General features: G+C 30.1%; 15 protein-coding genes. 2 read left to right on the top strand and 13 right to left on the bottom strand.

Annotated elements, in window-relative coordinates:
• Positions 1-64 precede the first annotated feature (64 nt).
• Positions 65-790 (top strand): YaaA family protein, encoded by a 726-nt coding sequence (locus KTF99_RS09045; RefSeq protein WP_003534656.1) that lies wholly within the window; start codon positions 65-67, stop codon positions 788-790.
• Positions 791-817: 27 nt separating this feature from the next.
• Here KTF99_RS09045 and hisC read toward each other — a convergent pair whose 3' ends face one another.
• The 7 genes from hisC to gpmI all read right to left on the bottom strand — a co-directional run bounded on the left by hisC (position 818) and on the right by gpmI (position 7,500).
• Positions 818-1,873, bottom strand: a complete 1,056-nt coding sequence (gene hisC, locus KTF99_RS09040; protein ID WP_003534657.1) for a histidinol-phosphate transaminase — start codon at positions 1,871-1,873, stop codon at positions 818-820.
• Between the two features lie 11 nt (positions 1,874-1,884).
• Entirely contained in the window at positions 1,885-2,670 is a 786-nt protein-coding gene (locus tag KTF99_RS09035) for an HAD-IIB family hydrolase (RefSeq protein ID WP_003534659.1), read from the bottom strand.
• A gap of 34 nt (positions 2,671-2,704) precedes the next feature.
• Complete coding sequence (gene pfkA, locus KTF99_RS09030) at positions 2,705-3,664, bottom strand: 6-phosphofructokinase (RefSeq protein ID WP_009299678.1); 960 nt, start codon at positions 3,662-3,664, stop codon at positions 2,705-2,707.
• A 9-nt stretch (positions 3,665-3,673) separates the two neighbouring features.
• A complete protein-coding gene (locus KTF99_RS09025; protein WP_003534662.1) occupies positions 3,674-4,378 on the bottom strand; it encodes an alpha/beta hydrolase in 705 nt (234 codons plus the stop codon).
• Between the two features lie 190 nt (positions 4,379-4,568).
• On the bottom strand, positions 4,569-5,459 hold the full coding sequence (locus KTF99_RS09020; protein ID WP_003534663.1) for a zinc ribbon domain-containing protein: 891 nt from the start codon (positions 5,457-5,459) through the stop codon (positions 4,569-4,571).
• Between the two features lie 8 nt (positions 5,460-5,467).
• On the bottom strand, positions 5,468-5,983 hold the full coding sequence (locus KTF99_RS09015; RefSeq protein WP_008791928.1) for a thioredoxin family protein: 516 nt from the start codon (positions 5,981-5,983) through the stop codon (positions 5,468-5,470).
• On the bottom strand, positions 5,983-7,500 hold the full coding sequence (gene gpmI, locus KTF99_RS09010; protein ID WP_003534668.1) for a 2,3-bisphosphoglycerate-independent phosphoglycerate mutase: 1,518 nt from the start codon (positions 7,498-7,500) through the stop codon (positions 5,983-5,985). Before gpmI ends, KTF99_RS09015 begins: the two co-directional genes overlap by 1 nt.
• Before the next feature lie 202 nt (positions 7,501-7,702).
• On the opposite strand from gpmI, the gene KTF99_RS09005 reads away from it, so the two are divergent.
• Positions 7,703-8,587 carry a TraB/GumN family protein gene (locus tag KTF99_RS09005; RefSeq protein ID WP_029481539.1) on the top strand — a complete coding sequence of 295 codons (885 nt, stop codon included), beginning with the start codon at positions 7,703-7,705 and terminating at the stop codon, positions 8,585-8,587.
• A 29-nt stretch (positions 8,588-8,616) separates the two neighbouring features.
• Here the strand turns inward: KTF99_RS09005 and KTF99_RS09000 are convergent, their stop codons facing one another.
• From KTF99_RS09000 to KTF99_RS08975, 6 genes are all read right to left on the bottom strand, one after another.
• On the bottom strand, positions 8,617-8,802 hold the full coding sequence (locus KTF99_RS09000; protein WP_008791930.1) for a LiaF transmembrane domain-containing protein: 186 nt from the start codon (positions 8,800-8,802) through the stop codon (positions 8,617-8,619).
• Positions 8,803-8,851: 49 nt separating this feature from the next.
• Positions 8,852-9,232: a hypothetical protein gene (locus KTF99_RS08995; protein WP_008791931.1), complete on the bottom strand. Its 381-nt coding sequence runs from the start codon at positions 9,230-9,232 to the stop codon at positions 8,852-8,854.
• Positions 9,213-9,803 carry a CDP-alcohol phosphatidyltransferase family protein gene (locus KTF99_RS08990; protein WP_003534672.1) on the bottom strand — a complete coding sequence of 197 codons (591 nt, stop codon included), beginning with the start codon at positions 9,801-9,803 and terminating at the stop codon, positions 9,213-9,215. Before KTF99_RS08990 ends, KTF99_RS08995 begins: the two co-directional genes overlap by 20 nt.
• Positions 9,804-9,864: 61 nt before the next feature.
• Positions 9,865-10,809, bottom strand: a complete 945-nt coding sequence (locus KTF99_RS08985) for an isochorismatase family protein (protein ID WP_029481541.1) — start codon at positions 10,807-10,809, stop codon at positions 9,865-9,867.
• Positions 10,802-11,716: an alpha/beta fold hydrolase gene (locus KTF99_RS08980; protein ID WP_008791933.1), complete on the bottom strand. Its 915-nt coding sequence runs from the start codon at positions 11,714-11,716 to the stop codon at positions 10,802-10,804. Before KTF99_RS08980 ends, KTF99_RS08985 begins: the two co-directional genes overlap by 8 nt.
• 104 nt (positions 11,717-11,820) lie before the next feature.
• The gene (locus KTF99_RS08975) at positions 11,821-13,011 is read right to left on the bottom strand and encodes an AI-2E family transporter (RefSeq protein WP_003534678.1); all 1,191 of its coding nucleotides are present in this window, start codon (positions 13,009-13,011) and stop codon (positions 11,821-11,823) included.
• Between the last annotated feature and the right edge of the window lie 8 nt (positions 13,012-13,019).

Genomic DNA, 13,019 nt, shown 5'->3' with positions numbered 1-13,019 from the left:
TCATCACCACGGTTAAGTATATCATATTTTGTTGAAATACGATATAATAATCTTGGTGATTAAAATGAAAATTATTATCGCACCGGCAAAGGTGATGAAAACAAAACAAGTAAATATTGAAACTACAGATATCTTATTTAAAGACAAGACTACACAGCTACATAATTATTTAATGAAATTTAATCTTGATCAACTCCATGACATAATGAAAATATCTTTTAAAATGGCGGATACTGTCTATAGTTATTTCCACAATGAATATACTGCGGTTCCTGCACTATACTGCTATCAAGGTACTGTTTTTAAACAGCTTAGTTTGAAAGACTATGATGCAGACGATTTTGTATACTTAGAACAGTATTTAAATATTTTATCGGCTTATTATGGCATCTTGAAATACAATAGTGCAATAACCCCATATCGTTTAGATATGATTATGAAGATTGATTTTAATTTATATCAATTTTGGCAAGATGAAATTGATAATTATTTTAAAAATGAAGACTATATTATTTCCCTAGCCTCTAAAGAATTTACTAAGATGCTATCACATCCCCATATCATAAACATTGACTTTGTTGAAGATAAAGCAGGTAAAATGGTACGCAATTCAATGTATGTCAAACAAGCTCGGGGAAAAATGCTTGATTTAATGGTTAAAAATAAGATTAGTGATCTTGATAGCTTAAAACGTCTAACGTTTGATGGCTATATATATCATGAAGAATTATCAACAAACGATAATTATGTTTACATTAGAAATGGAAAACAAACATATAAAAAGCTATAATAAAAATAGATGGCGTGCCATCTATTTTTATTTATTTAAATATTCTTCTAAGAAATTTATCATTCTTTCCATTTCTTCATCTGTCCCGATACTAATTCTTAAGTATTGATCAATTCGCTTAGTATTCCAATGACGAACGATTATTCCTACTTGCCGCAATGCTGTAAATAATTCTTGGCCTTCAACATCAGGATGTTTTACAAAAACAAAATTTGCATAACTGTCAGGTACAATAAAACCTAATTCTTTTAATCTTGTTTTAGTCATTTCTCTTGTTTTAATTACTTTAGCACACTTTGCTTTTGTATCTTGATCGTCAAGGATACTCGCTAAACAAATTTGTTGTGCGACATAATCAACTGGATAAGAATTAAATGAATTCTTAACATCATACAAATGTCTGATTGCCTCTTTACTTCCTAAAGCTATTCCTAGTCTAATTCCAGCTAAAGAACGTGATTTAGAATATGTTTGTGTTACAACTAGATTATCATATTTATCAATTAAAGAGACACAACTAGTTCCACCAAAATCAATATACGCTTCATCAATGACTACAATACTGTCAGGGTTATTTTTTAATATTGTTTCTATAAAATCTAAATCAACTAACAAACCAGTTGGTGCATTAGGATTTGGAAAAATAATTCCACTATTAGGCTGCATAAAATCATTAAGATTAATTTTGAAATCACGGTCTAATTTAACCAGTTTATATGCCATTTGATATAATTCACAATATACCGGATAAAAAGAATATGTAATATCCGGGAATAAAATTGGTTCCTTTCCATTAAAGAACGTTAAAAAAATCAACGCAAGTACCTCATCAGAACCATTCCCCAAAAATACTTGTTCTTCTTCAAGTCCATAATAATTAGCTAATTCTTTACGTAAATCAACAGCATCACTGTTTGGATATAACCTTAAACGATCAATATCCAAAGATGTTAATACTTCCTTAATTTTAGGACTAGGTCCATAAGGATTCTCATTTGTATTTAACTTGATCATATTCACAATTTTAGGCTGTTCCCCTGCTACATATGGTTCAACCTCGCGCAATTTATCTTGCCAACTCATATAATTCCCCCTTATTTAAGCATTTCATCAATCAACTCCGATAAATAATCGACTTGTTTATCACTATGCTTTTTAATCAGTTCATCCGCTCGATTAAAAGTGTAACCATGATCCGCGTGCTCAAACATACTAATATCGTTATACGAGTCCCCAATCGCATAACTTACAACATCTTCATTAAGTAAACTAACTAGATTGCTAATTCCAGTTCCTTTCGTACATCCACTTGGCGTAATGTCTAAATAATGCATATTTAATGTACCATGCGCTTCATCTGCATAATGTTCATCTATATATTTTTGAATCTTTAAAACTTCATCAATCTGCTGGTTGTCTTGATTTATCGCTATTATATCAAACTCCTCAACATTTGGATACTCTTTTATAAAATCATGCTCATTCGTTACAATACTACGTCCTACCTCATCATAAATATATGTTTGACCTCTCAAATACCCTAATGTCTTTTTTCCATCATAAAAATATATCCACATATCATCATATTTCAAACAATGTTCTATGATATCAATACCAGCTTGTTTTGAAATAACTCGTTTAAATAATTCTTGATCATTACGATCAACAATATGAGCTCCATTATTTAAAACTAAATAGTCATAATATAAATCTAATTTGTTTGTACTGCGTAATGCTTCTTCATAATTTCTCCCAGTATTAAAAGCAAACAAGTGCCCAGCCTGGTGAAGCTTTTCCACTTTCTCTTTATCCGGGGGATATAATAACCCATCTAAATCAATAATTGTTCCGTCCATATCACAAAATAGTATTTTTTTCATAAAATCCTCCAATATATAGCCATATTATAACAGTTTAGACTAAATCATCAAAGAGCTGATAAAGCATTTGATTACTTTTATTTACTTCTTGTAACGCTGTTTCAATATCTTTCGCCACAATTTTTCCATCTTGCAGGCATACACACTTACCGCTTTGATTATCTTGAAGAAGTTCTATCGCTTTATTTGCCATCCTTGCAGCTAATATCCGATCTTCCGGCACCGGTGAGCCGCCTCGTTGAATATGTCCTAAAACAATCGAGCGACCTGAAAATCCTGTTTCTTCACTGATTCGTTGTGCTAGCTTTTCAACATCTAAAATTTTTTCACTTGCAATTACAATTGCATGGCGTTTATTATAAACAATTTCATTCTTAATCAACTCTTTGATTACATGCTCTTCATCATAGCCTGTCTTATTGGTGATAACAAGTTCACTTCCACAAGATATAGCTGCATAAAGAGCTAAATTATCTGCATTGTTACCCATTACTTCAACTACAAAACAACGATGATGAGAACTTGAAGTATCACGTAATTTATTTACTGCATCAATAATATTACATAATGCAGTATGAAAACCAATCGTTTCATCAGTACCATTGATATCATTATCAATAGTTCCAGGTATTCCAATACAATTTATACCTTTTTTTGCTAACGCTTGTGCCCCACGGTAACTGCCATCACCTCCTATTATAACAAGACTATCTATTTCATGTTCTTTTAAATTGTTTATTGCTCTATCTTGAACTTCATCTAAAGTAAACTCCGGTAGACGTGATGATTCTAAAATAGTACCTCCTTTTGCAAGAATTTCAGAAACATCTCGATAGCCTAAGCGTGCTATTTTACCCTCTACTAATCCTCGATAGCCTTCATATACTCCATAAACTTCAAATCCATGTTTTATTCCTACTCTGACAATTGCTCTGATTGCTCCATTCATTCCAGGAGCATCACCGCCAGAAGTTAATACTGCGATTTTTTTCATTTTTTCACCTCATTTAACTTTCTCTTCTAACCAATTTTGATAAAACTCTAGTTGATTCTTTAGATGAAAAAAGTGTTCCCCATTTTCCATGATTTTTAAATCACAATTAAAATGACTGGCAAATTTCTTTATATATTCATATTCACATAAATTGTCATTTTCACCATACAAAATCATTGTTTGACTATTCCATTCGGTGACTGAATGTTCTTTAACATAGCAATAATAGTCATAATACAATGTTTCCCCAATAGGTGTTTCAATCATTTTTTGTTCTTTTAATTTTTCTTCATTTATTTCAAACCAAATCATCATATTTTCAATTAAACGTTGCATATCAACAACTGGTGATAAAAATAAACACTGATTAAATTTAACACATTGATAAGCTAATAAACTAAAAAATGCTCCTAAGCTACAGGCCCATAAACTTATCTTTTCATATTTTCCTTTAACATAGTCATATATCTTTAATAATTCCTCTGTACAATTTTGTGCATTACACAAAGTATCTTCATATACTCGATCCCCATGTTTTGGCAAATCAAAACTAACTATTTGATATCCTCTATTTACTGCTGTCTTTGCTAGCATTTCTATAACAATATCTTCTTTATTAGATTTATTCCCATGAACTGCAAGAAAAACTTTTGAACTCCCTGCTCCCCAGATAACTGCAGGGATATTATCAATTTTTAAATATTTCTTTTTCATCTTCCCACCACTTCCTTATCAATAATTATAACATAGTCCAAATTTAATATTTAGCTTTTGCAAAAAATAATACTACAACAGTTTATGTTGCAGCCTTGTCTTTGGCTGGTGGTTGGTAGCACGAAACCTCCACAGCGGGCTTTCATCACCTAGTTTTATGTCGTGCGCAGCACAGCAAAAAAGGAACTGATTATTCAGTTCCTTTACTATTACCCACTAATTTATTCATATCAGCTTTAGTTTTATATGTGATTTTTAATCGATAACCATCTTCGCTTGAAAGAATTCTCATTGACACTTTTGTATCATCTTCTGATTGAGTGATTCCTATTCCATAATTACCAATACTTTCATTTCGTTCATTAAAATCATTTTCTAATTGATTAAACTTCTCTCCAGCTTTATTAAAACTTACATACATATCATCACCGTTAATCAATTTAACAATTTCTTTTAACATCGGATAACTTTGCTCGTTGATTTTCATAGCTTCAAAATCTTTAAAGCCGTTAATAGTATAACCTATATTAACAGCATTAGTTGTTCCTGATAAGTCATATGAAAAACTAATTGACATTGTTTCATTTTTACCAATCTTTAAATCATAATTCAGACTTGTATAAACATTATTTTGATCAGTTACATAAAAATCATAATCTTTATCAATCGTTGTTTTACCATACTTATCAGTAATTGCAGTTAAATCATTTTCTAACTGCTTGATCTTCTTAACATAACTATCACTATTAGTTACTAGTTTATCAAAATCTTTTAAACTCCCAAACTGATATTCTGTTACCTCTTTATTAATATTAACCTCACCTAGTGGACCTAGTGTAATTGCTTTATCCGGTGTAGTAACAGTATTACTTGCAGTTCCGTCACCTAAAAAATTACCAAATAACATTGATGAAATCAGCGGTGAGAAAATCAATACTAAAGCTAAAATACCGTATAAATAATTAGGAAATGTATTTGTTCTTTTCATGGGTTGATAGCCTTTTTCTAAGCGTGTACCACAATGAGGACAAACTTTGGCACTATCAGGAATATTTTTTTTACAATGTGGACATTGTTTCATGCAATCACCTACTCATATATATTTGCCATCCAGGTCTTAAAGTCTTCCACAAATTTTTCTTTTGCCTGGGCTTTTTTTGTATCATCTTTTATTTCATAATACTCTTCACTTAGATAAGTATACTCGCTAATTGTTTCACCTTTATTAACTAATTTTAAAATTGGTGTCCAATTAAAATCTAACTCCTCACGAATATTTTTATAAAAATCAATTTCTTTTTCAGATGCCCCCTCTTGCATGGCGGCATCACGAAATGCCTGAATATTTAAATAATATAAATAAGTACCCTTATTTTCCTCTAAATACGATGTTAAAATCGGATGAAACTCTTTACAATCTCCGCAATCAGGACGACCAATATATAAAACAAAAGTATCATCACTAGATAATTTGTTTTCTAATTCATCATAAGTAATTTCATGAAGACCTGATAAACTATTGTCTTTTTTTATACGATTAATGGATGCGTCTTGGCATCCACTAATCATTAATACACATACAATTAAACTTAATAATTTTTTCATTATTTAAGTAAAGATTCTCCATCCATTTCAGCTGGAATTTCAAGTCCTAATAATTGTAAAATCGTAGGCGCTAAATCTCCTAATTTTCCACCCTCTTTTAATTCTAAATGAGAATTTGTTACAATTAAAGGCACTTCATTTGTAGTATGCGCTGTAAATGGGTTATTATCTTCATCTAACAACATTTCACTATTACCGTGGTCAGCAGTAATTAACATTGTTCCACCTAATTCAAGAACTTTATTGTATACTTCACCTACACATTCATCAACAACACTCACAGCTTTAATTGCTGCTGGTATAATTCCTGTATGTCCAACCATATCGCAGTTTGCAAAGTTAACAATAACAACATCGTGAATATCTTTATCTAATTCTTCAATTAATTTATCTTTTACTTCATATGCTGACATTTCTGGTTGTAAATCATAAGTAGCTACTTTTGGTGAATTTACTAACACTCGAGTAGCACCTTCAATTTCCTTATCAACACCACCATCAAAGAAGAAAGTAACATGAGCATATTTTTCAGTTTCTGCAATTCTTAATTGTTTCATACCTTTTGCAGATAAATAATCACCAAGTGTATTAGTTAAACTTGGTAAAGCAAAAGCAATCGCACCATTAACACTATCTGCATATTTCATCATACAAACAAATGTTAAATTTTTTGGCACATTATTAAATGCATGGTCATAGAATCCATCATTAGTCATCACTGTTGCTAATTGAATCGCACGGTCAGGTCTAAAGTTTGCAAAGATAACTGAATCACCATCAGCTACTTGTCCATCAACATTTTTATTATATCCAGGAATTACAAATTCATCATAAGTTTCTTTAGCATATGAATCTTTAACATATTGAACAGGACATTCAAAGCTTTCACCTTTATGATTAACGATAGCATCAAACGCTAATTCAACACGATCAAACCTCTTATCACGATCCATTGCGTAATATCTACCAGATACAGTTGCAATTTCACCAACACCTATTTCTTCAATTTTATCTGCTAATTCTTTAACAAAATCAGCACCACTATCAGGAGCAACGTCACGACCATCTAAAAATGCGTGTACATATACTTTTTCTAAACCTTCTTGTTTAGCTAATTTTAATAAGGCATAGATATGTTCATTTGAAGAATGCACTCCACCATTTGATAATAATCCCCAAATATGTAATTTAGTATTATTTTCTTTGGCATTATTAATTGCTTTTAAGAATTCAGCATTCTTATAGAATGTTCCATCTTCAACAGCTTTATTGATTAAAGTTAATGATTGGTAAACTGTTCTTCCAGCTCCAATATTTAAATGTCCAACTTCACTATTACCCATTTGTCCATCAGGTAATCCGACAGGCATTCCAGAAGCTTTAATTCTTGTTGTTGGATAAATCATTTCTAAATCATCTATATTTGGTGTATTTGCAAGTTTAACTGCATTTCCATCAATTCTTTCACTTAATCCGTATCCATCTAAAATACATAATACAATTGGTCTTTTTTTCATTATCTAATTCCTCCATTTTCATGAACCATTATAACTTGTTTAACTACAATAATCAAACAAGAAATACTTGAAATAATCTAAATTTAATAACTTTTTACTAACAAAATCTCTTCAGTTAAAATAGTTTTATATTTCTATAATATATTGATATATAAATAATATAGTTATATAATTATAATATAAATAATAAAGGGGAAATGCTATGAAAAAATTATTATGTTTATTACTCATTTTTATGCTGTGTGGTTGTAGTATTGATAAAAGAGCAACTACTAAAACTGTTGATGTCAGTCCATATCTCTATAAAATTAGTGACAATAATAATCACTATCTTTATCTATTAGGAACCTGTCATCCTGGTCGTGATCAAATTGATAAACTTGATATAACTACCGAAAAAGCAATCAAGGATAGTCAAAGTATTGTTTTAGAATGTTCATTAGATCAAAATGAAACTGCTAAATATCAAAATTATCTTTTAGAAAACAGTTTAGGTGAACTAGATTTGATTAACTATATTCCTAAATTAAAAGAAAACTATCCTACACTAAAAAAATACCGTGTTAATGAATTTAATGCTATGGCAGTAAGTTCTTTAGTAACCTCTGATATTCTAGACGAAGTAGATGGCAATAATAGCACCTCCATTGATGTTTACCTTTTTAATCTCACCAGAAGTAAAAGGATTCCTTTTGAAGAAATGGAAGGAATTGAATTTCAGATGCAATTATTTTCACAATTATCTAAAGAATCACCTCACGCAATTTTAGAATCCTTAAAAGATCGACAACAATTAATCAAAAGTACAAAATTGATCCTTGACAGTTATTATAATCATGATCTTGATACATTAGCGACAATATACAGCTATCAAGAACTACCAGATAGTGAATATCAACAAGAATATCAAAATTATCAACAATTATTAATAATTGACCGTAACCAAACTATGCAAGCTAAAATAATAGAATATTTAAATCAAAATAAAGTCGTTTTCATCGGCGTTGGTGTAGGTCATGTTGTTGGTGATTTAGGATTAATAACATCGTTAAGCGCAGCCGGTTATAAAGTAGAAAAATTAGGTTAAAAAATAAAGGTCTAGAATTTATCTAGGCCTCATTTTTTCTTTTTCTTTGGCGAACTTAAAATGTACATTCCAATAAAACAGAGAATCAAAGGCCAGTAGCCTTTTATATAGTATGCAATCGTTGATACTATTCCTTGAAAGTCTTTAGTTCGATCCATGGTTAAAATCATTCCTAAAATAATTAATACAATTCCCGCATTCTTTCTAAAGTCCATTTTAATCACCCCCATTATCATAGCAAGGGCAATCAAATGAATTTGTCGATTAGAGGATAGAACGTGCAAACCGTAATAAATTATTTAAATCTACAGGTTCTTTACCTTTTTGTGAATATACATAAATTCTATCATGATCATGATATTCAAATTTATTAGAATGAATAATACTATTAATATCCCGACGTATGTCCTCATCAATATGAATAAACAAGTTTTCAGACATTTTTCTAAGTAAAATGCATAAACTTGCTAACGCTAATTCTAAATCAAAATATGCTCTAATTAAATCTTTTTGGATAACATGTTCATCAAAGATACCTTCTTTTATTTCAACTTTTTCAATATGATTCAAAACGGCATCGACACTATTTAACTCATCTTCAAGCATATCCAAGTAACATTCTTCTTTAATTTCTCTTTTGTTCATCTACAAGCTTATCCTTTTCCTTAATCATTTGTTTCAATTCTTTTGCATATAACACAAATGACAATAACATTAATGCACTGCTAGTGATAATCATTAACTGACTAGCAAAAGTATCAGGAATGTGATACCCAATAAGAATTATTACAACAAAATAAAAATAAGCTGTTGCAATTTTCCCCCACCATGAAGCTCCTTTTATTTTTAAGCCATAATCATATAAATATAATCCAACAATTCCTAACATTCCATCTTTCAATACAATTATTATTAATAACACCCAAGCTAAGGGATATGTAAATAACAAAGTAATCGCAATTGTAAATTGTGTTAATTTATCAGCAATCGGATCAATTAATTTTCCAAAATCTGTAATCATATTATATTTTCTTGCAATATAACCATCTAAACAATCACTAATACCTGAAAGCACAAGAATAAATGCTGCAATAATATAATGATGTTGCCATTGTGCATTAAAATACACAAATAAAAATACTGGTATTAATAAAATTCTAAAATAACATAAGCAATTTGGTATATTAAACAACTTTGTTTTATCTTTCATATTCATCTTCTATCCCTCTTTTTACATAATTATAGTTAACTTATTAAATAAGTCAATGATAGAAGATTTAAAGTATCTTTTTCATTGTAACATGCGGGCACCACTCATCATAATACATATCTCCATCAGGTTTATATCCTAATTTTTCATAAAATTTCTGAGCCTGCTGTTGAGCTGACAACTCAGTTTCAAGACAGCCTAATTCTCGAGCTTTGTTCTCTAAAGCAGTGACAACCTTACTTCCTAATTTTTGCCCACGATATTCTTTGATCGCTGCAATTCTTCCTAAGATCATTGTTGTCTTATCTTTAAAATACATTCGTCCAACCGCAATCGGCTGCTCATCCTTATAAATCACCAGATGATACGCAGTATTGTCAAGCTTATCAAACTCCTTTTCAAAGCCTTGTTCTTCAACAAATACAGCTTGGCGAATTAAAGCTGCATCTTTAAAAGATTTTTTACCATAACTAAATTTAAAATCCAACTTAGATTCTATCATCATTAATAATGTATCAACTTCTATAACTTGAGCAAATCGATTCTTCCAAATCTTTTCTTCTAAATATTGCTTTAACACTTTTCCACTTATTATATCATTGTCAAAAGTCGTTGTAGCATCTTTTGGAACAATAACTCTATATCCTAATTCAAATGCTACTTTAATACTAGTATCAATACAATATTCACTTTGCATACCAACGATAATCAGATCTTGAATTCCCTGTGATTTTAAATATGCATCTAAATTTGTATTTTTAAATGCACTATTATATTCCTTTTCAAAAATTTTATCATCTTGTCTCGGAGTAATCCGTGAATCTATTTGCCAACCATCACTATTTAAAATCAATTCCTCATCATGATGACGAACATAGACGATTTCGAGATGTTGATTATGACATACCCTGATTAGTTTTCGAATATGCTCGATCATCTTATTTTCATCTACTGGATACTGGCTCGTCAAAGCAGTTTGAACATCAATTATTAATAAACATCTTTTACGCATCGTTTTCCTCCATTGTATCAACTAAAAAAGTCGTAATCGTTGAATACACAGTTTCCTTATATTTTTCATTGAGAATTTCATGGCGCATATGCTCAAATAAAATTGAAATCACATGTTGATAGCCTTGTTTTTTTAAATGAGTTACAGCATTATTAAATGCTTTTTCATTAATCAAGCAAGGATCTTCTTTGCCAGAAATAAATAAGACTGGTAGTTTTTTATTTGCTTCATAATCTATATTTTTATATGTATTTTGCATTAAACTTAATAAATTATAAAATCCATTTACACTAAATGTGAAGGTACACAGCGGATTATTATTATATTCATCAACTACTTGGCTGTTACTGCAAATCCATTCATTTGGCTTATCAAAGCCCTTATTAAAAGCACCAAAAGACATTTTCTGTAATAGTTTACTATGATACTTATCCCCCTTGACCATTGCTATCGCTTTGCATAATAACTTTCCTAATCCGGCTAATTTATTTTTACTTGGGCTGCCACAAACTATTAATGCATTAATTTCATGATCATACTTTTGAATATAATTTCTTACAACTAAAGAACCCATTGAATGCCCAAATAAACAAACTGGTAAATTTGGATATTTTTTCTTAATATAATTAGTTAATTGGTGAACATCTTCAACGATTGCACGGGCACCTTCACCATAAAAATAACCCAAATCAGTTTCATCTAAAACACTTTTTCCGTGTCCACGATGATCATGTATGATAACAACATATCCACAGTCATTTAAATATTCAATAAAATCTAAATAACGCTCTTTATGCTCACACATACCATGAACAATCTGAAAAATTGCTTTTGGGTGTTCCGGCGCTGAAACAATTACGTCTAAAGGTAATTTATCAGATATTGAATTAATTTTTAGATACTCCATCGTTTTTCTCCTTTTCATGATTATATCATATTGATTGCTTGAATAAACTAAACAAACTCTTATTTTTATCTAAATAAACAAAAACCTGCAAATTATGCAGGTAATCATTTTTGTTCAATTGTATTTTCAGTAATAACTAGCTTCCGCTTCTTTAGAATCATATTAATTACTTCACTGGCTAATGAATATAAACAAGCAGCACTAGGAACCGCAATGACCATTCCAAATACACCAAATAAATCACCGAAAACAAAAATTGATAATAAAACCCAAATTCCAGGTAAGCCAACTGAGTTTCCAACAACACGCGGATAAATGAAGTTATCTTCTAACTGTGATAAAATCTGAAAATATACCATAAACCAAATTGCCATCAAAGCATCTTTTGATAAAATTAAGACTGCACCTACAAACATTGCGGCAATTGGACCAAAAAATGGAACAAATGAAAATATTGAAATAATTGTAGCAATCAATTCAGGGTATGGAAAATTAAACAGCTTCATAGTTACATAGTACAACACCCATAAAATACAAGCTTCAACCAATTGACCACTGATAAAATTTGAAAAAACTTCATTAGTTTTATGTGCATAATCAAAAATTACACAAGTAACTTTATAACCACAAAGTGCTCCAATTGCTTTTCTTAATTGTCGTAAAAAAGTTTCCTTATTTCCAAGCAAATATAGAGAAAAAATAAATCCTGTAAATACTACTCCAAATGTAGATAAAAAATTTGTTGCATTATTCATGATTCCCCCAGCACTTCTAGTTAGGATATCTAGTGCTTGACCAACCATATCTTGCCAAGGCATATTGATTAAATCTTTAACACTAGCAATATTTTCCATTCTAAAATCAATATTGAAATAGATAAATATATCATCGATATTATTAAATACTGATGTTAGAAAAGCAGAAGTATTACTGATCAATGAAATTAAACTGCTTATTAAATTTGGAATTACGATACTAGCAATCAAAACAATTAAACAAATAAATAGTATCAGTGTTGCAATTATTGATAAACCTCTTTTTTTTCGATATAAAAAACTAGTTTTTGTACAATATTTTGTAATTTGTTTTTCAATCAGCTTCATAGGCTGATTAAGAATATATGCAATAATAATCCCATAAAACAAATATACCAGCGTCCCTAACAACGTGCTGATCATTCCATAAATATTACCTAAATTCATAAGTAAATATATCAAAAAAACTGTAAACGCTGAAATTATCAATCCAGGTTTAACATGACGTTTCAAATCATCATCTAAATTAAAATTACGCATCTAATCAC

It is taken from the genome of Erysipelatoclostridium sp. MSK.7.34, assembly GCF_019041935.1.
GTDB classification, from domain to species: domain Bacteria; phylum Bacillota_I; class Bacilli_A; order Erysipelotrichales; family Coprobacillaceae; genus Thomasclavelia; species Thomasclavelia ramosa.
This window is presented reverse-complemented; position numbering and strand designations above follow the sequence as displayed.